Below are 20,990 nucleotides of genomic sequence, written 5' to 3'. Positions count from 1 at the left end.
ATAACATGGGAAAATCATTTGCAGTTATTGGAGATCCAATAGATCATTCTCTATCACCTAATATCCATAATGCCGCTTTTAGAGAATTGGATTTAGATTCATCATACATCGCATACAGAATTCCCAAAGGAGAGTTAAAAGAAGGGATTGAAGGATTAAAACAAATCAAGATAAACGGATTCAACGTTACAATCCCGCACAAAATTGAAATGATGAAATATTTAGATAAAATTGACGAGTCCTGTAGCATCATTGGTGCGGTAAATACAGTAGTAAACAATGATGGGATCTTAAAAGGGTACAATACAGACATGGATGGATTTTTGGATCCCTTTCGAAAGAAAGAAATCAATATCTCAAATGCAAAAATATTACTCCTAGGTGCAGGAGGAGCTGCAAGAGCAATAGTGGCAGGTTTTGCAAAAGAGAAAGCAAAGAAGATAACAATAGCAAATAGAACCTTGCAAAATGCAGACAAGCTTTCAGAGTTTGCCAAAAAATTAGGATTAGAATCAGAAACGAAAACGATAAATGAGATTGAAGGAACACTAGAGGATTACGACATAATTGTCAATGCAACCTCTATTGGACTAAAAAATGAGCAGAGCCCCATATCATTTGAGGGATTAAAAGAGAAAACAGTAGTGTACGATATCGTATACATGCCAATGAATACAGATTTCATAAAAAAAGCCAAAGAAAAAAAAGCGACAATTATTTTTGGATATGAGATGCTTTTGGGACAGGCAGTTAGAGCCTTTGAAATATGGCACGACAGAGAAGCACCTTATAATGCTATGAAAAGAGCATTGTTAGGGGGATTTTGATGGCAAAGGCAAAGGCAACCATACATGGAGCAATATCACTTGTAAATGCAATAGCAACCCAGAAAGGGGCAACAGTGGGAATTGCACTAAAAGTAGAGGTAACGGCAGAAACTTTGCCAGGAAAAGGCATAGTAATACAATCAGAAAACAAAAGTCTCAGTTCACGTCTTATTAACAAAACAATAGAAAAGATAGTTTCAAAAAAAGATCTGGAGGAAAATAAGATTATCATTACATTAGAATCAGAAATACCTACAGGATATGGACTAAAAAGTTCCAGTGCAATCTCATCTGCAGTCGCAATGGCATGTGCAAAAATTTTCAAACCGAAATTAACTGATCAACAAATATTACTTGCAGGAGTAGATGCATCAGTTGAAACAAAAGTAAGCATAACTGGCGCATATGATGATGCATGTTCATGTTATTATGGAGGATTCAATATTACAGATAATTCAAAGAGAAGGAGAATTCATTTTGAGAGGGCCCCATCTAATTTGGTAGCAGTGATTTTTATTCCTAAAAATCGGAAAAGAGGGAATCTAAAAAACCTAAAGATTCTAGATTCAGTATTTGGCATTGCTTGGGAGCTAGCAAAAGAAGCAAACTATTGGAAAGCAATGACGATTAATGGATTAGCAACAACTGCAATATTGAATTCCCAATCAGACATCATCACAACTTTGATTGAAAAAGGGGCCATAGGAGCTTCAATGTCTGGAAATGGCCCATCAATTGCAGCAGTTGTAAAAAAAGACAATGTTGTAAATGTAAAGAAAGTTTTCTCAGCATTAGAAGGAAACATAATTGTCTCAAAAATAAATAACAAGAAGGCTGAAGTCCATGAGTTGTAGGGTAGGTAAATCAAAAATTTCAGGTCAAATAACATGCCCTCCAAACAAAAGTTACACACATAGAGCCATCTTTTTGGCATCTCTGGCAGGCAATGGAAGTAAAGTTGAGAATGTTTTATTCTCTGAAGATACAAACGCAACAATAGATGCATGTACCAGTTTTGGAGCTAAAATAAAAACAGACAAATCGACAATTACGATAGAAGATGCAATAAATACAAGCACAAAGGTGTCAATAATCGATACAAAAAACTCTGGAACTACAATTAGAATCGCAGCTGGAATTGCAAGTCTCTTTACAGATAAAATCACATTGACAGGAGATGAGAGTTTGCAGAAAAGGCCAATGCAACCACTATTGGATGCATTATCAAGTATAGGTGCAAAATGTAATTCAACTAATGGGAAACCACCTATCGAAGTACAAGGAAAGATTTCAGGAGGAGATGTAAAAATACCAGGTAATTTATCCAGTCAGTTTATTTCATCATTATTGATAATCGGTCCACTTACAGAAAAAGGAATCAATCTAACAATTGAAGAAGGATTGGTTTCAAAACCATATCTAGATGCTACCATTGCAACTATGAGAAAATTCGGCGCATCAGTTCAAACACTAATTCCATACAAGAAATACAACATAACACCTCAGGTTTACAATAATACTACTTTCGCAATCCCAATTGATTTTTCTAGTCTTGCACTTCTTCTTTCTGCTGTAGTTCTCAATGGAGATAAAGTGTCAATCAAAGGAGACATCGGAACATTACCACAAGGTGACGAAGTTTTTTTGGACATATTAGAACAATTAGGAGTCACAGTAAATATCGAAGACAATGAGATTAATGTGGACACTCCTGAAAAATTAAACGGAGGTAAATTTGATTTGAGTAATTCGCCAGATCTACTTCCACCACTATCAATATTATCACTAAAAACATCAAAGCCAATAGAGATAGTAAATGTCAAACACGCTAGACTAAAGGAAACAGATAGAATATCCATAATAGCCCAAGAAATATCCAAACTTGGAATCAAAGTTCAAGAAAATGAAGATGGAATGATTTTAGAATCATCTACAAAAATCACTGGTGCCAAATTAAACTCTGGAAATGACCACAGACTATTCATGGCATTTTGCATAGCAGGAATGTATGTTGGAGATTGTGTTGTAACACATCCAGATTCTGTAAAAGTGTCATATCCTAACTTCATAGAAGACATGAATAGATTGGGTGCTGATATTAAAATTGAACAGTAATTTTTTGATATAACTAAAAGATGAGAGGCGCGACCCTGTATAGAGTGAAAAGCTTTCTCTTCACCCACAACGCCATTGCGTAGATAACATGTCTTTTTCGCAGAGTCGCGCAGGTTATGCAGTTAATTTTTCAATTTTTTGCATAAATCATGTAAGTTAAAATGATATTTAAAATTATATTAAAAAATTTACAAATTATAACACATATTTTTATAATATTTTGTAATTTAAAACAACCTAGAATAGATCTAAAATTAAAAATCAAATCAAAGAATGAGGAATTATAAGCATCATTTAGTTTTGATATTATGTTGCCTGGGAGTTCAATTGGTCAGCATCTTGTATTAACTAGTTTTGGAGAGAGTCACGGTAAATCAATAGGGGCGGTATTAGATGGATGCCCTGCAGGATTAGAGATAGATGAAAAAGAAATTCAGACGATGTTAGATTTTAGAAAACCAGGACAAAATCTAATTTCAACACAACGAAAAGAAGGCGATGTAGTTGAAATAATTTCTGGAGTGTTCAGAGGATATACAACAGGATCCCCAATCACCATGGTGATTTGGAACAGTGATCAGAAATCAAAAGATTATGAAAATCTACGAACCAAATTAAGACCTGGCCATTCAGATTATCCTGCAATGATAAAGTATAATCAATACAACGACTACAGAGGAGGTGGAAGATTTTCAGGAAGATTAACTGCAACACATGTAATGGGAGGAGCAATTGCAAGAAAATTACTAAAAGTAACATTAGGGATTGAAACTAATTCATATACAACCCAAATTGGAAAAACAAAATTTGAAAAAAAAATTAATAAAAAAATGATTGAAAATATTTACAAAAATGAAGTGAGATGCCCTGACACCAATACTGCAGAAAAAATGAGAGCAGACATAATGAATGCAAAAAAGAAAGGAGATTCATTAGGAGGAATCATAGAGTCGGTCACCACAAATGTTCCAGTGGGTTTAGGGGAACCAATTTTTGATTCATTAGAATCTAACTTAAGTAAAGCAATTTTTTCAATTCCCTCAGTAAAAGGAATTGAATTTGGTTCAGGATTTGCAGGTTCGGAATTAACTGGGTCTCAAAATAATGACTTGTATTCAATCAAAAATGGAAAGATAATTACCACCACCAACAACTCAGGTGGAATTCTAGGAGGCATTTCAAATGGAATGCCCATAACAATGCGTATTGCGTTTAAACCAGCATCATCTATTGCACAAAAACAAATTACAGTAGACATTAAATCAAAGAAAAAGGCCACACTACAAGTAAAAGGAAGACACGATCCATGCGTAGTTCCAAGAGCACCACCAGTAGTAGACTCACTTGTAGCATTAACAATAGCAGATCATGCATTGATTGCAGGTAAAATAAAACCAGTTTTGTAGAAAATGTCAGACATAGACACGCTCAGAAACAAAATGGATGAAGTCACCTTAGAGATGATAAAGATGTTAAAAACTAGAACAGATATTGCCAGAGAAATTGGCGATGTCAAAAAAAATATCGGGAAGGCAATAACAGATGAATCTAGAGAAGACAACCTAAGAGAAAAGGTAGTTGCCTTATCTAAAGAGATTAACCTGGATGAAGAAATTGCAACAAAATTCTTTAATTTTCTACTTAACGAATCAATAAAAGTTCAATCTACAAACAAACAAACCCATTTATCGATTTTTTTGAAAGCTAAATCACTTGAACAACAAGGTAAAAAAATCATACATATGGAAGTAGGGGAACCAGATTTTTTACCACCACCAATCGTAAAAGAAGCATTAGGTGAAGTTTATGATAAGGGATTTGTAAAATATGGACAAGCAAAAGGAATTCCAATTTTTCGAGAGACTCTTGCAAAATACATTTCAGAAAAATTCAATGTGACAAATGTAACTTCAGAGAACATTATTGTTAGTCCAGGAGCAAGATTTTCAATATTTACTGCGATAACTGCACTTCTCAATCCAGGCGATGAAATTATAGTAATAGAGCCCGCATGGCCTGCATACAAAGATTGTGCATTAAATTCAGGAATCAAGATAAGAACAATCAACACCACATTAGAAGATAATTGGGAACCATCAATAGAAAAAATAAGAAAAATGATCAACTCAAACACTAAGATGATTGTGTTGAACTATCCAAACAATCCCACAGGCAAAATCCTTCCTGAAAAATTGCAAGATGAAATAGTTGAAGTGGCAAAAGAAAATGATCTCTACATACTGAGTGACGAAATATATTCAGAGTACAAGAAAACAAAGTGGAAGAGCATACTTTGTTACAATTATGAAAAAAGCATTGTAACTCAGTCATTTTCAAAGTCACATGCAATGACAGGATTCAGAATAGGGTATGCAATTACAGATCATGTAATAGTTGAAAAAATGGCAAAATTACAAGCATTATGCCTTACCAATGTTTCAGAACCAATTCAATATACAGCAATGAAGGCATTAGAGGCAGACACGTCCAACAATACTAATACAGTTGAAGATCGACTAAAGATATTGATAAAAGAAGCTGAGGAAATTGGATTAGATTTTGTTGTTCCAGATGGGGCAATGTACCTATTTGCACGGGTTAACAAAGAAGGATTTGATGGAGTAGAATTTGCCAACAACACATTAGACAGAGGTCTGGCAATAGCACCAGGAGAAGGTTTTGGAAATTATAAAGATCATATCAGAATTTCAGCTTGCCAGGATGAAAAAACATTAACAGAAGGAATGAATATACTTAGGGAGATCCTCAGTGAATAGAGATGAAAAAAGTAACAATTGTCGGGGCAGGAGGCCAAATGGGACAATGGTTTGCAAAATATTTTGCAAGCAAAGGTTTTGAGGTCACAGGTCACGATTCAGAAAATAAAGTTACAGGCAAAGACATTATCGTATCAGATTCGCTGGTAGGAGCAATTTTGAAAGCAGATTATGTCGTCTTGTGCACACCTACAAGAAGAACCCCAGAAATCATAAGATTAATCGCAAAGGAAATGAAACGAGGTACTTATTTAATTGAAATTTCTTCGGAAAAATCAAAGGTGGTTTCTTCACTATCAAAGATGCCAGCTAAAATCAATCCAATTTGCATCCATCCGATGTTTGGTCCAGGGGTAAAAACAATAAAAGGCCAAAATATTATTTCAATTCCAATCAAGGATGCAAAACAAGAATTAAACGTAGTAAAATCATTGTTTGAGGGGGCAAATTTTGTCACCATTGACGCAATAGAGCATGATAAAAAAATTGCAGTGATATTAGGATTAACTCATCTGATGAACTTAGTTTTTGCAAACATTGTTTCAAAAGATGAAAAAATGCTTTTAACAGAAAAAATGTCAGGTACAACTTTCAGAGTACAAAAAACACTAGCTGAAAGCATCATGACAGAGTCTCCAGAATTAATTGAGACAATCATTGCAAACCCAGAGATAAGAAGAGTTGCCGAGGAGCTTTGGAAAGACATAGGAAGGTTACTCACAGCAGTACAAGAATCAAAAACAGAAGAAGTGGTCAACTACATCAAAGAGTGTCAAGAAAGACTTTCAAAACATACAGACATTAACGAATCCTACAAAAAGCTTACAAAAATGGTAAAAGCTGTTGAAAAATAAAGAATATGCGATCTACTAAGATTGTTACATCTTTTATCACCAACAAAGACAAAGTGTTGTTACTAAAACGAAGTAACAAAGTCAAAACAATGAAGGGAATGTGGGCAGGAGTCAGTGGAATTATCGAAAAAAATGAAGATCCATTGTGTAGAGCAAAAATAGAGATTTTTGAAGAAATCGGAATTGTTGAAGAAAAAATCACATTATTGAAAACATCAGAGAAACTAAGAGTAAGTTCTCCACAATACCAAAATCACGAATGGGAAATTTTTCCATTTTTATTTGGAACCGAAGATCCAACCATTAAACTAAACTGGGAAAATTCAGAATATAGATGGATTGACGCAAACGAAATAACAAATTATGAGACGGTCCCTAGTCTTCAAAAAGTATTATTCAATTTGCTCTAGTTTGTCGGTTTCTTTTTCATATTTTTTCTGTTGTGGCAACATCATGTAGACACACGCGCCACCACACATAGTACATGGGACGTTGTTTCCAGGATGTTGTCCAGTTCTGCTATGAATTTTTGCTGCCTCTTCAGGATCAATAGACAATGCAAGTTGCTTTTCCCAATCCAAGGTACGACGAGCTTCGGTCATAGCCATATCCCACTTAATTGCCTTGTCACGAATTTTAACAAGATCACCTGCATGAGCAGCTATTCTATACGCAATTAATCCTGCTTTGACCTCATCTGCATTAGGCAGTGCCAAATGTTCAGAAGGAGTAAGATAGCATAAAAGATCAACGCCTTCGCTAGCAGAAATTGCAGCTCCTATTGCACTTGCAATATGATCATGACCGGATGCTACATCAGTCACCAATGGACCCAGAACATAATATGGAACATCTCCAATAAGCGATTTTGCAAGTTTAACGTTTGCAGCAACTTCATCTAGTGGAACATGTCCTGGACCCTCAACCATTACCTGAATATCTTGTTCATGGGCTCGCTTTGTTAATTGCGAGATGTTAATCATTTCTTGCACTTGTAACTCATCATGAGAATCCAAAATTGAACCGGGTCTAAGAGCATCACCAAGACTAAAGGTCACATCATATTTTTTGGCAATTTCAATCAAATAGTCATAGTGAGTCAAATAGGGATTTTCTTTATCATGTTTTAACATCCATGCAGCAGTAATAGTTCCACCTTTACTAACCACACCACCATATCTTTGTACTTTTAAGATTCTTTTTGCAATATCCTTAGTAATACCACAATGAATTGTGGTATAGTCAACACCATCTTTTGCATTATTTTCAAATGCATTAAGAAAATCATCTTCAGTTAAATTCAACGGATTTTTGTGGACTTCTACTCCATAGTTATATGCCTCATAAATCGGAACAGTACCAAAAGTAATATGGGCAGTATCCAACAGAGTTTTTCTTATTTCTTTTACATTTCCACCATCACTAAGATCCATCATAGTGTCTGCATGATATTTTACTGCAATTTTGGCCTTTTCGATTTCTTCTTCCAAATTTACGTTCAGAGTAGATGTGCCAATGTTAACATTGACTTTGGTTTTCAGACCTTTACCAATTCCAACATTATGTATTTTTTGAGGTCGTACATTATTGCTCGGAATAATTATTGATCCACGTGCAATTTTAGACAAAAGCCAATCTAAGGACACATCCTCATCACGTGCAACCTGTTTCATTTGTTCAGTTGGAACACCTCTACGTGCAGCACTCATCTGCGTGGCCATAATATAATTCAGGCATTGCCTGATTTAAACAATCGTTAACCCCATAAAAATAACAGATTCAATATAAAATCAAATTGTGGAAAAAGAGGACAACTTGATTACCAAGTATAATCTAAAAAACAGTATTTTCAAGCATATTACTATGAAATCAGGTCAAATCCAATTCTTGTTGTAGAATTGATTTTTCAGACTCTATTCTAGAAATTCGATCTACAATAGGAGATACGAGATGATTAGAGTCATCAGAATTTGGAAAATTATTCTTAATTTCACGTACTCTTTGCTTTAATTCAATTTCAGCTTGAATCAAGGAGATATAATTTCGTAATTTCACATTTTCAGATCGTAAAGTCTCTAATTCAGAAATACTAGTCATCTCGGAGGACTCCAACTTTCATCTATAGAATATTCATTATTTCCCGAAACTAGAAATTGTTTTCCACATTTGAAGCATTGCCAAAGAAATTTGTCATGTTTTTTTGTTTGATATTGAAGGGGCAACAGACAAGTTGTGCATTTTAGTTCCCGGATAGATGAATCAGAGAGAGGAATTTTTTTCATTAACATAATCAAAAAATAATGATATAAAACCGCTTTTGAAAAATAGAACTCTCAGAAATCAAAGATGAAAGAAAAATAGATTAGTAAAATGAATAGTAAAATGACATGAATTTACTCACAATAGGAGGATCAGATCCTTCTTCAGGTGCAGGAATTCAGAGCGATGTAAAAATATTTTCGTCACTCAAGGCATATCCTCTAACAGCAATTACTGCCATAACAAGTCAGAATACAGCAAATTTTGAAGCAATAGAACCAGTATCCCCAAAAATGGTAAAGAACCAATTAAAAACTATTTTTTCAGATTTTAAGATAGATGGAATAAAAATCGGAATGGTGTTTGATTCTCAGATAATCAAAGTATTGCACAAAGAATTAAAAAAATTAAAGATCCCAATAGTAGTAGACCCAGTAATCAAATCAACTACAGAAGGTAGGTTAATCAAAGATTCCGCAATTCAAGATTTTAAAAAATTTATAATTCCATTGGCAACAATAATCACACCAAATCAATCAGAGGCAAGCATACTAACAAACATCAAAATTAAATCAAAACAATCTGCGTTAAAGGCTGCAAAAAGAATCCAGGAAAATGGAGCAGAAAATGTGATAATTACAGGAGTAGAAACCAAGAGAGATAAAATCACAGACATAGTTGTTGGAAAAAATGCAGAATTTTTTATTTCAAATAATAAAATTAATTCCACAAATCACGGAAGTGGATGCAGTCATTCTGCTTTTGTTTTATTTTCTTTTGTAAAGAATAAAGATATTAAAATTTCAGCAAAATTCGCAAATAAAGAAACAAGATATGGAATAAAAAATGCAGAACAAATCGGCAAAGGCGTTGCAATGATTACAAATATCAGAAAAGAAGACCCATTGAAATTAGAATTAACAAAAGCAATAGAAGAATTTACAGAGATCAAAAATATTTATAAAAATATCCCAGAGTGCCAAACAAACTTTGTCTTCACAAAAGCAAAACCAATTTCAACAGATGAGATTTTAGGAATATCAGGAAGAATTGTAAAAACAGGAAAAGAAGTCACAGTTGCTGGAAATCTAGAATACGGAGGTTCAAAACATGTAGCAACAGCCTTGTTGGAATTTAACAAAAAATTTCCCAACACTCATTCTGCAATAAATCTAAAATATCAAAAAACAATAATTAAAAAAATTGAAAAATCAGGGATGAAAATTGCCGAATATGACAGAACACAAGAACCTAAAAAAGTAAAGGATAAAGGTTCAACAATAGAATGGGGTACAAAAACCGCCATAAAAAATTTAGAAAAACCACCAGATATCATATATCACAAAGGGGATTTTGGTAAAGAACCAATGATTATAGTATATGGGAATGATCCGCAAGACGTTCTAAAGAAAATTTCAATCATAGTTTGACCAAATGATTACCAACAAAGATAAAATATATCAACAATACGCTCAGATACAAAGAGAAATCAACAATGAGTGAACCTATAATCAGAGAATTAAGAGAGGAAGATCTATGGAACGGATTTCTGACATCACTTGATTCATTACGGATGGCAAGTGACATAGACAAAGATAAAGCAAAGCAAATTTTTAAAAAAATTAATTCTAATGAAGATCACATTATTGCAGTAGCAGAACTAGATGGTAAAATTGTAGGATCTACAACACTTTTGATTGAAACAAAATTTATCCATAATGGAGGATTGGTAGGCCATATAGAGGACGTAGTAGTAAATGAAAAATACCACGGAAAGAAAATAGGTCAGAAAATTATGAAATACCTTCTCAACATTGCAGAAAAAAGAGGATGCTATAAAACAATTCTAGACTGCACTGATGATGTAAAGATATTTTATGAAAAATTAGGGTTCAAGCATACTGCAAATGAATTAAGATATGATCATAAACTTTAGTAATATTCTTTTTTAGGTCTTTTCTTCTTCTCTTTGAACAAAGAAAAACCAACAACCATAACAGGAATAGACAAACCCATGAATAACAAAGGAACATTTTGTAAAGCATCAGTAACATAGGATTCATCAATATTTTCTATCAGAGAATAGCAGACAAACATTCCAACCAATAGAACGACTCCGCCACCAACAATCATTGAACCAATAGTTTTCGAGCCATATTGTTTAGACATAATAAACGCTACAGCAGCAAAAACTCCTGCAGGAGCCACACCAATAGATATGAACTGCAAAATTTTTGGATCAGCTGAAAACGATTGAGCGTATTCAAAATCTTCAGGAACATCACTCATAAAATAGTAAACAGAGATCATTTCCCCTGCAAACATTGCAAAAAGTCCAATACTAGTAACGGCAAGCCATTTTTCAAGTGCCATGAAAATATCTGGTTTTAGTTAATAAATAAACCATTCAAAAATTAGATAATACCTACAAGATTAGCCAATTCTTTTCTGCAAGATGCACCAAGTTTCTCAGCTGCTTTTTCAGGAGATATATCATTTAAGAAAATACCATATCCACGTTCAAGACCAGACCATAGCTTTGTAATTGGATATATTTCAATATGCCAATGAATCTGTCTACTGTTTTTCTTTTCAGGAGACAGATGAAAAACCAAATTATATGAAACATTTTTGATAGTTTTTGACAGACCACCAAGCGTTGCTCTCAGAATTAAAGATAAGTCATTAATTTCTTTTTGAGTAATTTTTGAAAAACTAGTAGTGTGTTTTTTTGGAGAAATCCAAAACTCATAAGGATAAGAAGGAGACCAAGGACAAAAGGCTACAAAACCTTCAGTTTGAAGAACTTGTCTAGGACCGCCAACTTCTTCATTCACTGTCTGGCACATTGGGCAAACTCCCTTCTCATTTAAGATCTTATGAGAAGCTTCTGTTTCAGCATCAATAACTGGAGGAATAGTAGAGAAAGTAAGTATGTTCAAATGAGGATGAGGATTATCACTACCAGCTAATTCGCCTTGATCTGCATAAATGGATACATAAGTGACTCCCTTTTGAGTATAAAGCCACCTCAATCGATCCTGTACAACGACTAGAAGGTTCGACCATTGTTCAGAATCAATTGTTGCAAAAGTATCTTTTTGATTAGGAGATGCAACTACGATATAGTGATAACCATAAGCAGGTTCACTGTAAAAGGGTCTGTCACTGTATGAGTTTTCAGTATCTACTGAAACAATAGGATTTTTGCTTTCAAAAACTCGGATAGACCAACCTTCAACATATTCATCTTCATTATCTTGAAGACGCTGCAACATACCACCTTTTGCAACCAAAGATAAAACAGAAGGATTTGTCATAGATTCATTACCTGGAGAATAAGGAGATTTTTTTGGATTAGTAATTTTTTCATTTTTTTTAGAAACTATCATGAAACGCTCAGAAACATAATCTTTGCGCATATCACCCATAATGGTTATTGGAAGTCGATGTCTGTTAAAATGTTTACTAAGATCCAACAATAAACAAAAAACAAAGGAATGAAGAAAAAAATACTTATTTAGAAAATTTAGTTTTGTGAAATTTTGTTAAGAATATAAGAACATAAGAAATTCTTTTTATGATTTTGATCGGAATATATAGATGCAAGATTTAAAGGAAGGTACAAGTTTGACATAACAAGTAATCATGAATAATTCAGATGTTCATTTAGTATACGTTCTATTAGATGGAGTAGGAGACCTTCCACATCCAGATTTAGATGGTAAAACGCCACTAGAAGCTGCAAATACACCATCTTTAGACAAGATTGCATCTAATGGAACTATAGGAGAAGTAATATCAGTTGGAAAAGGAATTGCGCCGGAATCAGACATTGCAGTATTCAATATGTTAGGATACAAATTCGATCATGCTGATTATGCAGGTAGAGGAGTTATCGAAGCCATAGGAATTGGCATTGATTTTAAAGATGGAGATTTGGCATTACGAGGTAATTTTTCGACATTAAATGATAAGGACATAATAATTGATAGAAGAGCAGGAAGACATATTGAAAAAGAAGATGCATTAGGCGTTGCAAAAGAAATCGAGGAGAAAATAAAATTTTCAAATCCTGAAACTTCAGTTGTAGTTTCACCAACAATTGGACACAGAGTAACTGTGAGAATCAGAACAAAATCAGAGAAATTATCTTCAAGGATTACCAATACAGATCCTGCCTATAGCAACATAGGAGGAATGGGAGTAGCAAAAGAAGTAGGCAATGAACTTAAGGTTGAAAGTTGTACAGCATTAGAAGAAACTGAAGATGCAAAGGCTACCTCAAAAATAGTAAATGAATTTTCAGAGCAATCCATTAAGATTTTGAGAGAAAGCAGCATTAACAAAAAAAGGACAGAACAGGGCAAGAAAGAACTTAGTTGCATATTACTCAGAGATGCAGGAAACAAATATCCAAAAGTTGTTCCAATAAACGAAAGATATGAAATGAATTTTTCATGCATAGTAGACATGCCAGTAGAATTGGGAATTTCTGAAGTACTCAAAATGAGAGCCTTTGAAGCAGGAGGTCTAACAGATTATGAAGAAAAAGCAAAAGTTGCTGCAAAAGCAATGGAAACTGAAAATGCAATATACGTTCATCTCAAAGGACCAGATGAATTTGGTCATGATGGAGATGCTATTGGCAAGATGAAAAATATCGAAGAAATTGATCAGAGATTTTTCAAAACGCTTCTAGAAAATATCGATTCAGATAAAGTGGCAATAATTATTTCTGCGGATCATTCAACACCATGTATTAACAAAGGACATAGTGATGACCCAGTTCCGCTGCTGGTATCAGGAAATTTTATTGAAAATGATGGTACAACAAGGATGACTGAAGAACAAGCAAAGAAAGGAAAGATAGGACTACTTCAAGGTGCAGAAGTAATTACCAAGTCTTTAGAGATAATTAAATCTCAAACATAGACAAATTATTGGTTTGTTGCATTTGAATAGTTTTATTTCGAATCCTGTCAACATCAATTGAATGATAAACAGATGGAGAATCACCTAGTTTTTCCATGGCTCTCCCCAACATACCAAGACCAACTCTAACTTCATTTCTTTGAGCGTGTGCAAATGCCACAGCTATCAAAATAATTCCTTGGACTAGTTCTTTTTCTCTTCCAAAGCATTTTTTCCAGACCCCTTCAAAGGCTTCATGGCTTTCCCAAAACCGTTCTGTATTAAAATAAAAAATACCATCAACAATCCCTTGTTCCTTTTCAATTTCTTCTTCAAATACATGTCTAATGTTATCTACAGGTCCAATCGGAGACAACTTTTGGACAAGTAAATCAAGTTTTTCGGGTTCTACAGAAACGTCTAATTCCACAAAATTACTGGCAATTCTTGCAACTCTTACAGAGGCATTAAGATCAGCCACAAGATCTCTGGCATAATATACTACATCTCGTGAATGTTCAGGCGTATATCGATCATTTTTTAGATGGATCATATAGCGTTCCATAGGTACATTATGAGCGAATTTCATAAATTTCTTCTGTATGTACAATCAAGGTTTATATGAAATATCAAAAGGATTTTGGATACATGTCTATTATCAGTACAGTCACAGATATCAATAACACATTTCTCTCAAGGCGAGAAATCACATGTGATTTTGCAGGTTTAGCAGGGAAGCTAAAAAAAATAGAAGCAATAGATATGATAACAAAGGAATTCAAATTAGAAGGAAAAACAGTAATTCCAATGCGACTCAGAACACATGTAGGAAAGCCAACAGTAACAGGTGTATTTTACATCTATGAAGATGAAAACTTGGCCAAGAAACATGTCAATCCAACAATATTTTCAAGACTAGAAAAAACAAAGGCAAAACAACAAGAAGATGAAGCAAAAGAAGGAGAAGGATCTGAGACAAAAAAAGGAACGGAAGTAGAAGCAAATACAGAAGAAAAGAATGAGGAGAAATCAGAATAATGGCAGGAAAAAAAGGATCTAGTCCAAATGTATACAAATATTTCAAAATAGAAGGAGACAAAGTTTCAAGAATTAGAAAAATTTGTTCACGATGTGGAAAAGGAGTTTTCATGTCTGAGCACAAAGACAGACACACATGTGGAAAATGTGGATTAACTGAGTTTAATCAATAGAAATTGCAATAAGAAAATATAATCAGTATAATCTTTTTTTACGAATTTTAGATGATTTTTCAGATAGTTTGTCTATTTTAGAAATAAACTCAGGATCTAACTGAATTTTTGATAAAGAGTCAGCAGACAGTTTCACAGTATTCTCATCCAGAGAGATATTAGTAGTAGGCAAATTAAGATTAGTCCAAAATTTTGTAACTTTGTCTTCAAGTTTATAATCACGAAAACCTGCTGGAAATTTTTTTGTGATATGGTTTAGTAAAGTACGATCATTAAATACAGCTCTTGGTTCAAACAATCTTGTTTCATCGCTATACATATTCTCAAATAGATTTCCAGAAATTTCATCAGAGACTAGGTCCATTTTAGAAATCTTTCTCATCAATTCTAAGAAGTGTAAAAACTCATGGGCCAAAATTGCATGAATGGTACCTTTAAGACCATATGCTACAAGCGGAGCCGAAATTTGGATTACGACCTGAAATTTGTCTTCAAATAATACCGGAATTGTTCTTGCAAACAAAATTCCATATTCATACGAATCAGATTGAGAGGAAGAAATTACCAGAGATGGTTCAACGTATGCTACAGGGTACTGAAACCCAGATGCTTTTTCTATCCGATTGATCCCAGATACAGTAATTGGAAATCGTTTTACGACCAGATCAAAAATGCTATCTGGGATAATCCCTTGATCATGTGCATGTTTTAAACGTACAAGTGGATCCAAGCAAATCACCTAAAATTATAAACATAATTAAAAAAGATCAGGATCTAGGTTTTCCAGCCTTTGCTTGCTTTTTTCTACGTGTTTCAGCTCTTTGGTCAGCATGTCTTTGATGTTTACCTTTTTTTCTCAATGGCATGAAAAGTTACAAAACTTAGTGATAGTTAATTGTTATCATTGCAAAACCACATCAAGAATATCAAATTCAACACACTTGCAATGAGTTTCAAGAGTATCAGAAACATTGGGATTTACATTATCACCAGTTACAAGTCTTTTAATTGGTAATCCACCTTCAGCATCAATCAACAAAGTGAATTCATTCTTAGAAATCTGAGAATAACCTAATTTGAAAATTTTTTTTTCAAAGCGTTTGCCAGACTTTTCATAGACCACAATAGGAACAAGGAGTAGATTTTCTAACTTTTGCAGATATTCGTGTTCGATCTGGGATTCAGAGATAATAGATAATTTTATTGATGAAATAAATTTTAACGGTTGTTTTGGAGATTCCTGAACGACTTTAAGATTCTTAATTTTTAGGGATTCAAAAGATGTAGAACTTGATTTAACATTTCTTTTAAGGGGATTTTGTATTTTGACAAAAAAGGGCCGTCCTTTACCCAAAACAAGACTAGTTTTATCCTCACCACCAATCCAAGTAAATTTTGCAATAGTTCCACCTATTTGATCAAACAAAAATTGAGATATTTTTCCTTCAATACTATTGAACTGATCTATTCCATGAAAATTACACATACGACAACCTTTACCAGAGCAATTTGTGCAAGAGGGTTGTTTTTGGGCAAAATTTCTAGTTTTTTTCACATATCTGCCAAACAATGTGATAGGTTTTGAACGAATGGCACACGAGGATTCTTTGATATTTATTGTAAAAACAACATCAGGATCTAAAACATCAATAGTTTTTTTGGTCTTTTTAGAAAATATTTTACCTAACTCGCGCGTAACATCTGTTTTTATCGCATCTATCCCTCTGAGTTTATACTTGGAACGGATATAATCATCCCTATCTGCAATTGAAGGTTTGATAATTGTCCCCACATTAAATGTCGAAAAAACATAACCATCAGATGAATCAACCATCAAATTCAAAAAAGAGTTTATAGAGTCAAACAAATTTTTGCAGATAAAACATTTTGTATTACTCTTGAGATTATTTTGTAATTTTTTTCCAAGAATCTTATTTGATTTAAGTCCTAATTGTTTAGAAAACAATCGTCCCAAGCAATGATTACATAAGCTATGATTTTTTAAAATTTTATTTGCAGTTGGAGTAATTTTTTGGTAAATAGACAATACAATGAATTTTTAGGTCGGAAATTTAACCCAATCCCATTCTTCTAAGGGTTCCTTGCATTTGCCTTCCTTTGGAAGCTTTCATAACATTTTTAGAATTTTTATAATTTTTTATTAATTCTTTAACTTCACCTTCCGGCCAACCAGAACCACGAGCAATTCTTTTGATACGAGATGAGTTAAGAAGATCAGGATCAGCTTTTTCTCCCTTAGTCATACTTTGAATTATGTAGCGCCATTTTGAAACTCTATCTTCCATTTGGTTTAATTGATCATCTTTTACCATGCCAGAAAAACCAGGCATATTTTCGAGAAATCCCTTCAGAGAACCCACCTTGGTTACTTCCTCTAATTGATAAAAGAAATCATCCATATTCATTTTCCCACTAGAGATTCTTTTCATTCGTACGTCATCACCTTCATTTTCCAGACGTTTTGCTAAATCCAAAACTGCTTGGATATCACCCATTCCAAGTAAACGTCCTACAAACCGAGTAGGAGAAAACTTCTCCAAATCATCTATTCTTTCTCCAGTACCAATGTACATTATTTGAGCTCCAGTAGCAGCAGAAGCAGCAAGGGCACCTCCGCCTTTAGCAGAACTATCCAATTTAGTGATAATAACACCACCCACAGGAATTGTTTTGTGAAAAGCCTCAGCTTGATTGAAACATTGTTGACCAATTGTTCCATCAATCACAAGTAGAGATAAATCAGGATCCGACACTTTATTGATCCTATCCATTTCTTCTAAAAGATCTTGTTCTTCTTTGTGACGTCCAGCTGTATCAATTAAAATTACATCCAAAGGTTGTTCTTTGAAATATTTTAATCCATTTTTTACAATACTAGGAGAATCTTTATTGTTTTCTTCACCATATACCTCAACATTGGACTTTTCACACATTGTTCGAAGCTGGACCAAGGCACCAGGTCGATATGTATCTGCACCAACAACTCCCACTTTGTAACCCTGACGGGTTAAAAATCTGGCAAGCTTGGAGGCAACAGTTGTTTTTCCACTTCCCTGAATTCCAAGTAAAATTATTTTATTTTGTTTTCCAGGTTGAAAATCAAAATCAGACTCATTTCCAAGTAATTTAGACAATTCATCATACAATATTTTCACAATGTGATCTTTGCGTGAAAGTCCAGGAGGGGGAGTCTCATTAAGTGCTCGCTCTTCAAGTTGTTTTGTTATTTCAAGAACTAGCCTAACGTTTACATCAGATTGCAATAAAGCCCGTTGAACATCCTTTGAAAGATCTTTGATGAGTTCTTCATCTATGCCAGAAGATTTAACAATTTTTTTTATTGCAGCACCTAAACTATTTTTAAGACCATCAAGCATGTCATTTCAAATTTGCATCTACTATTTCAAACCTTCCTCTATAACCATCCCATTCTTTCACCGATCTGTTAATTTCTATAGGATTAGAAAAAAGAGGACAGTCAATCACGAATGTTTCAGCTTCGCCTCCTTCAAAATTTAGATTAAAACCAAATTTACTAGACAAATTTTTTAATATTTCAATGTCAGGTTTTGCAATAGTCTTTCCTAACCACGTATCATCAAGGCCGCCAGAAGAAACAGAGGTGATGATAAAAATAAAATTTGAATTAAGTAAATCAAGCATGTATCGTTCGGGAGGTAGATCCCACAAAGGAGTAATAGAGGTCAGATTTAAACTTGAACATAGTGAATTGAACTTTTCCTTTTGAAATTTACTTTTAATTCCACCATGAACAATTCCTTCAATTGGAAACTTGTTTTTTGCGATTCTCAACAATTTTTCTAATAAAGATACTTCTTCAGCAGTATTATCAGAGTTAGATGAAATTGATAGTTGAGGGATGTTCATTGATTTAGATTGTAATGAGGTCCATGAAATATTTGGATGATGAAGTAAATGACTTTCCTCAGATTTAGGAAATAGTGTCAACAGACATAAAACTTTGTGTCCTTGTTTTTTTGCAAGATAGATAGAGTATGTACTATCTTTGCCTCCAGAATAAAGAGCGGCGACATTCATGATTTACAAAATACTAGATTCAACAAACAGTAAATCATTTGTTGAATCAAGATGCCTCATTACTCATAATCCTCATCAAAAATCAGACGGCTTTTCCGCTCATCATCAGCATCAAAGTTAATTATCAATGCGTATGATTTTAGTCATACGGTTAGATGGCACATCATATTTGTATTGTGTCGATAAAGTCATCATTGTCATTAATTATAAAATGTAATATCATTATTTAATTGAAGATGATGTAAACACCAGTTCTAAAAAAATAATTCAAATGTTCACATTGATGAAAATTTTTTGAAGTTATGAATTTGTGAAATCAATTATCAAAATTGTTGAATTAAAAGGAAATACAATTAGGATTATTTTTGGGTAAAAATGAAGCCACATCAACATTAATTATAAAAACAGATACAGTTAGATCTTGTAACTGATCTTAGCCAGAGATGATTCAGATTTGATATCTAATCCAATTGAAGAATAGTAACAATAATGCTAGGTATTGCAGGTTCACCATCCGGTTCAATTGCCTCAATTCCCAATCCTTCATCCTCAGTTTCCCCAGACATCATTATGTTTAGAGCATCCCCTCGATTTAATGGCATCACCACATTAAGGGGAATAACATCTTTTTCTTGAGAATCAGTATCACTCTTCGGATGTTTGAGTGTGGGACATCTACATTATTTACTCGTACCCAGAAATCAATCCAACGGCTTCGGGTACCCTTTGCTTTGCCAACTTGTGGTGCAGCTATAATCAAATACATACCAGACTGCTTAATCATAGTGTCACTTTTTTCAAAATCTATAGTATGAATTCCTCCTGCAACATCCTCTTGAGTGTCTAATTCGATTTCAAGGGGCTTTAATGTATCAATTCGTTGAGTTTTTGTAGATGCCAATTGACCAAATGCTTTTCTATATTCCCGTTGATTAGTAGAAGATTCAGCCATTCTCATTTTTTTCCTTTGTCATCGAATTTAAGATTTTTCTATGATTTTGAGTTTGTTTCATATACCTGAAATTCTTCTTCGTTTAATTTTCTAAAAGAATGTGATTCTATAGTATATGTATTGAGTTTTTCAATCACGTATTTTATTTTCTTTTTGCTTGTTTGATATTTTGGAAAAGAAATTCGATTAAAAGAAGAAACCTCTAATTTGATTTCACTTAGATACATACACACGCCCTCTATTTGATTTACAATCTCTGGTTCTAATACATCATTTACAGCAAGTAGATTGTTTCTAGTAGTATCAATTACTCGTGCTAATCGATTTTCTTCATTTTGAATTTCTTTTCTCAGTATTTCTTGCCTCCATTGCCTTTCTTTTTGATCAATATCCTGATCAAAAACAGAATTAAAATTTAATGCAGATTTGTTAACTTGACCTAAAATGTGGAGCATATGAGTGAATAAATTTTTCAAATTAAAAACAGAATAATCTTTCCTTCGATTTCTTTGTTCTTCTTGCATTTCAATAATTTTTTGAATAGTTTTGGCATTATTTTCAAGTTTTATGTTACTACGATGAGCCAAAATATGCAGAAATATTGCAAGTAGTGCACCAATTACTATATCACCTAAAATAAGATGCATCCAACCACCCAATTCACAACCCGCTTTGATATCAAACATACCACATCCAGGAGTTCCTCCAGCAGTAAATGCAACTCCAGTAAAACCGGCCTTAAGTAAAAATCCAGACAGGAGAAGATATGCAATTGTTTTGATTCTAATATTCAATATTTTTTTAACGAAACTTTAAACAAAGAAAAGGACATAAAAGTATCAAGTCATTATGAAATAAAAATATGACATGTTCAAATAATACATGCCATACCTTGTATAATTTTCAACGCATAAAGAATGAAGAAGAATAAAAAATGAAAAATATTCAAAAGGTGTTAATAAATTTTCAGAGGAGTATTTCCACAATAGGACCTGCAGTAT

At 33.6% G+C, this 20,990-nt stretch carries 23 protein-coding genes; 12 read left to right on the top strand and 11 right to left on the bottom strand.

Features of this window, described 5'->3' with window-relative positions:
* Positions 1-5: 5 nt before the first annotated feature.
* From aroE to ACOQN3_RS02600, 7 genes are all read left to right on the top strand, one after another.
* Positions 6-827 (top strand): shikimate dehydrogenase, encoded by an 822-nt coding sequence (gene aroE / locus ACOQN3_RS02630; protein WP_420544937.1) that lies wholly within the window; start codon positions 6-8, stop codon positions 825-827.
* A complete protein-coding gene (locus ACOQN3_RS02625; protein ID WP_420544936.1) occupies positions 827-1,681 on the top strand; it encodes a shikimate kinase in 855 nt (284 codons plus the stop codon). Before aroE ends, ACOQN3_RS02625 begins: the two co-directional genes overlap by 1 nt.
* The gene (gene aroA, locus ACOQN3_RS02620; protein ID WP_420544935.1) at positions 1,671-2,942 is read left to right on the top strand and encodes a 3-phosphoshikimate 1-carboxyvinyltransferase; all 1,272 of its coding nucleotides are present in this window, start codon (positions 1,671-1,673) and stop codon (positions 2,940-2,942) included. Before ACOQN3_RS02625 ends, aroA begins: the two co-directional genes overlap by 11 nt.
* 308 nt (positions 2,943-3,250) lie before the next feature.
* Positions 3,251-4,348, top strand: a complete 1,098-nt coding sequence (gene aroC, locus ACOQN3_RS02615; RefSeq protein WP_420544934.1) for a chorismate synthase — start codon at positions 3,251-3,253, stop codon at positions 4,346-4,348.
* Between the two features lie 33 nt (positions 4,349-4,381).
* The gene (locus ACOQN3_RS02610) at positions 4,382-5,719 is read left to right on the top strand and encodes an aminotransferase class I/II-fold pyridoxal phosphate-dependent enzyme (protein ID WP_420544933.1); all 1,338 of its coding nucleotides are present in this window, start codon (positions 4,382-4,384) and stop codon (positions 5,717-5,719) included.
* 2 nt (positions 5,720-5,721) lie between these two features.
* The gene (locus ACOQN3_RS02605; RefSeq protein ID WP_420544932.1) at positions 5,722-6,573 is read left to right on the top strand and encodes a prephenate dehydrogenase/arogenate dehydrogenase family protein; all 852 of its coding nucleotides are present in this window, start codon (positions 5,722-5,724) and stop codon (positions 6,571-6,573) included.
* Between the two features lie 5 nt (positions 6,574-6,578).
* Positions 6,579-6,983 (top strand): NUDIX domain-containing protein, encoded by a 405-nt coding sequence (locus ACOQN3_RS02600; protein WP_420544931.1) that lies wholly within the window; start codon positions 6,579-6,581, stop codon positions 6,981-6,983.
* Here the strand turns inward: ACOQN3_RS02600 and thiC are convergent.
* Positions 6,966-8,294, bottom strand: a complete 1,329-nt coding sequence (gene thiC, locus ACOQN3_RS02595; RefSeq protein WP_420544930.1) for a phosphomethylpyrimidine synthase ThiC — start codon at positions 8,292-8,294, stop codon at positions 6,966-6,968. The genes ACOQN3_RS02600 and thiC overlap by 18 nt on opposite strands.
* Positions 8,295-8,442: 148 nt before the next feature.
* On the bottom strand, positions 8,443-8,670 hold the full coding sequence (locus tag ACOQN3_RS02590; RefSeq protein WP_420544929.1) for a hypothetical protein: 228 nt from the start codon (positions 8,668-8,670) through the stop codon (positions 8,443-8,445).
* A gap of 290 nt (positions 8,671-8,960) precedes the next feature.
* Here ACOQN3_RS02590 and thiD point away from each other — a divergent pair, with 290 nt between their 5' ends.
* Together thiD and ACOQN3_RS02580 are read left to right on the top strand one after the other, a co-directional pair.
* The gene (thiD, locus tag ACOQN3_RS02585; RefSeq protein ID WP_420544928.1) at positions 8,961-10,262 is read left to right on the top strand and encodes a bifunctional hydroxymethylpyrimidine kinase/phosphomethylpyrimidine kinase; all 1,302 of its coding nucleotides are present in this window, start codon (positions 8,961-8,963) and stop codon (positions 10,260-10,262) included.
* Positions 10,263-10,327: 65 nt separating this feature from the next.
* On the top strand, positions 10,328-10,768 hold the full coding sequence (locus tag ACOQN3_RS02580) for a GNAT family N-acetyltransferase (RefSeq protein ID WP_420544927.1): 441 nt from the start codon (positions 10,328-10,330) through the stop codon (positions 10,766-10,768).
* On the opposite strand, the gene ACOQN3_RS02575 is transcribed toward ACOQN3_RS02580, so the two are convergent.
* Both ACOQN3_RS02575 and ACOQN3_RS02570 read right to left on the bottom strand, forming a co-directional pair.
* Positions 10,765-11,205, bottom strand: a complete 441-nt coding sequence (locus tag ACOQN3_RS02575; protein WP_420544926.1) for a hypothetical protein — start codon at positions 11,203-11,205, stop codon at positions 10,765-10,767. The genes ACOQN3_RS02580 and ACOQN3_RS02575 overlap by 4 nt on opposite strands.
* Positions 11,206-11,246: 41 nt before the next feature.
* A complete protein-coding gene (locus ACOQN3_RS02570; protein ID WP_420546584.1) occupies positions 11,247-12,263 on the bottom strand; it encodes an HIT domain-containing protein in 1,017 nt (338 codons plus the stop codon).
* A 217-nt stretch (positions 12,264-12,480) separates the two neighbouring features.
* On the opposite strand from ACOQN3_RS02570, the gene ACOQN3_RS02565 reads away from it, so the two are divergent.
* Positions 12,481-13,767 (top strand): alkaline phosphatase family protein, encoded by a 1,287-nt coding sequence (locus ACOQN3_RS02565; RefSeq protein ID WP_420544925.1) that lies wholly within the window; start codon positions 12,481-12,483, stop codon positions 13,765-13,767.
* Here the strand turns inward: ACOQN3_RS02565 and ACOQN3_RS02560 are convergent.
* On the bottom strand, positions 13,751-14,311 hold the full coding sequence (locus ACOQN3_RS02560) for a DUF309 domain-containing protein (protein ID WP_420544924.1): 561 nt from the start codon (positions 14,309-14,311) through the stop codon (positions 13,751-13,753). The genes ACOQN3_RS02565 and ACOQN3_RS02560 overlap by 17 nt on opposite strands.
* 83 nt (positions 14,312-14,394) lie before the next feature.
* Here ACOQN3_RS02560 and ACOQN3_RS02555 point away from each other — a divergent pair, with 83 nt between their 5' ends.
* A complete protein-coding gene (locus tag ACOQN3_RS02555; RefSeq protein ID WP_420544923.1) occupies positions 14,395-14,784 on the top strand; it encodes a hypothetical protein in 390 nt (129 codons plus the stop codon).
* Entirely contained in the window at positions 14,784-14,957 is a 174-nt protein-coding gene (locus ACOQN3_RS02550) for a 30S ribosomal protein S27ae (protein ID WP_420544922.1), read from the top strand. Before ACOQN3_RS02555 ends, ACOQN3_RS02550 begins: the two co-directional genes overlap by 1 nt.
* A gap of 22 nt (positions 14,958-14,979) precedes the next feature.
* Here ACOQN3_RS02550 and ACOQN3_RS02545 read toward each other — a convergent pair whose 3' ends face one another.
* From ACOQN3_RS02545 to ACOQN3_RS02520, 6 genes are all read right to left on the bottom strand, one after another.
* Positions 14,980-15,687 (bottom strand): hypothetical protein, encoded by a 708-nt coding sequence (locus ACOQN3_RS02545; RefSeq protein ID WP_420544921.1) that lies wholly within the window; start codon positions 15,685-15,687, stop codon positions 14,980-14,982.
* A 171-nt stretch (positions 15,688-15,858) separates the two neighbouring features.
* Entirely contained in the window at positions 15,859-16,932 is a 1,074-nt protein-coding gene (locus ACOQN3_RS02540) for a tRNA pseudouridine(54/55) synthase Pus10 (protein ID WP_420544920.1), read from the bottom strand.
* Positions 16,933-17,029: 97 nt separating this feature from the next.
* On the bottom strand, positions 17,030-18,355 hold the full coding sequence (locus ACOQN3_RS02535; RefSeq protein WP_420544919.1) for a signal recognition particle receptor subunit alpha: 1,326 nt from the start codon (positions 18,353-18,355) through the stop codon (positions 17,030-17,032).
* 1 nt (position 18,356) lies between these two features.
* Complete coding sequence (locus ACOQN3_RS02530; RefSeq protein ID WP_420544918.1) at positions 18,357-19,037, bottom strand: diphthine--ammonia ligase; 681 nt, start codon at positions 19,035-19,037, stop codon at positions 18,357-18,359.
* A 601-nt stretch (positions 19,038-19,638) separates the two neighbouring features.
* Positions 19,639-19,989, bottom strand: coding sequence for a hypothetical protein (locus tag ACOQN3_RS02525; protein ID WP_420544917.1), 351 nt, complete (start codon positions 19,987-19,989; stop codon positions 19,639-19,641).
* A 38-nt stretch (positions 19,990-20,027) separates the two neighbouring features.
* A complete protein-coding gene (locus ACOQN3_RS02520; protein ID WP_420544916.1) occupies positions 20,028-20,783 on the bottom strand; it encodes a hypothetical protein in 756 nt (251 codons plus the stop codon).
* Between the last annotated feature and the right edge of the window lie 207 nt (positions 20,784-20,990).

The organism is Candidatus Nitrosopumilus sp. (assembly GCF_965223225.1).
GTDB lineage: Archaea > Thermoproteota > Nitrososphaeria > Nitrososphaerales > Nitrosopumilaceae > Nitrosopumilus.
Note: the sequence above shows the minus strand (reverse complement) of the source record. Positions and strands in the feature narration are given on the sequence as shown.

Excerpts from the sequence above, each read along its gene's own strand:
- ACOQN3_RS02535 (WP_420544919.1), bottom strand. The coding sequence starts at position 18,355 with ATGCTTGATGGTCTTAAAAATAGTTTAGGTGCTGCAATAAAAAAAATT.
- aroA (WP_420544935.1), top strand. The coding sequence starts at position 1,671 with ATGAGTTGTAGGGTAGGTAAATCAAAAATTTCAGGTCAAATAACATGC.
- thiD (WP_420544928.1), top strand. The coding sequence starts at position 8,961 with ATGAATTTACTCACAATAGGAGGATCAGATCCTTCTTCAGGTGCAGGA.
- ACOQN3_RS02605 (WP_420544932.1), top strand. The coding sequence starts at position 5,722 with ATGAAAAAAGTAACAATTGTCGGGGCAGGAGGCCAAATGGGACAATGG.
- ACOQN3_RS02570 (WP_420546584.1), bottom strand. The coding sequence starts at position 12,263 with ATGGGTGATATGCGCAAAGATTATGTTTCTGAGCGTTTCATGATAGTT.
- thiC (WP_420544930.1), bottom strand. The coding sequence starts at position 8,294 with ATGGCCACGCAGATGAGTGCTGCACGTAGAGGTGTTCCAACTGAACAA.
- ACOQN3_RS02575 (WP_420544926.1), bottom strand. The coding sequence starts at position 11,205 with ATGGCACTTGAAAAATGGCTTGCCGTTACTAGTATTGGACTTTTTGCA.
- ACOQN3_RS02560 (WP_420544924.1), bottom strand. The coding sequence starts at position 14,311 with ATGGAACGCTATATGATCCATCTAAAAAATGATCGATATACGCCTGAA.
- aroE (WP_420544937.1), top strand. The coding sequence starts at position 6 with ATGGGAAAATCATTTGCAGTTATTGGAGATCCAATAGATCATTCTCTA.
- aroC (WP_420544934.1), top strand. The coding sequence starts at position 3,251 with ATGTTGCCTGGGAGTTCAATTGGTCAGCATCTTGTATTAACTAGTTTT.
- ACOQN3_RS02555 (WP_420544923.1), top strand. The coding sequence starts at position 14,395 with ATGTCTATTATCAGTACAGTCACAGATATCAATAACACATTTCTCTCA.
- ACOQN3_RS02600 (WP_420544931.1), top strand. The coding sequence starts at position 6,579 with ATGCGATCTACTAAGATTGTTACATCTTTTATCACCAACAAAGACAAA.
- ACOQN3_RS02610 (WP_420544933.1), top strand. The coding sequence starts at position 4,382 with ATGGATGAAGTCACCTTAGAGATGATAAAGATGTTAAAAACTAGAACA.
- ACOQN3_RS02550 (WP_420544922.1), top strand. The coding sequence starts at position 14,784 with ATGGCAGGAAAAAAAGGATCTAGTCCAAATGTATACAAATATTTCAAA.
- ACOQN3_RS02525 (WP_420544917.1), bottom strand. The coding sequence starts at position 19,989 with ATGGCTGAATCTTCTACTAATCAACGGGAATATAGAAAAGCATTTGGT.
- ACOQN3_RS02580 (WP_420544927.1), top strand. The coding sequence starts at position 10,328 with ATGAGTGAACCTATAATCAGAGAATTAAGAGAGGAAGATCTATGGAAC.
- ACOQN3_RS02625 (WP_420544936.1), top strand. The coding sequence starts at position 827 with ATGGCAAAGGCAAAGGCAACCATACATGGAGCAATATCACTTGTAAAT.
- ACOQN3_RS02530 (WP_420544918.1), bottom strand. The coding sequence starts at position 19,037 with ATGAATGTCGCCGCTCTTTATTCTGGAGGCAAAGATAGTACATACTCT.
- ACOQN3_RS02590 (WP_420544929.1), bottom strand. The coding sequence starts at position 8,670 with ATGACTAGTATTTCTGAATTAGAGACTTTACGATCTGAAAATGTGAAA.
- ACOQN3_RS02565 (WP_420544925.1), top strand. The coding sequence starts at position 12,481 with ATGAATAATTCAGATGTTCATTTAGTATACGTTCTATTAGATGGAGTA.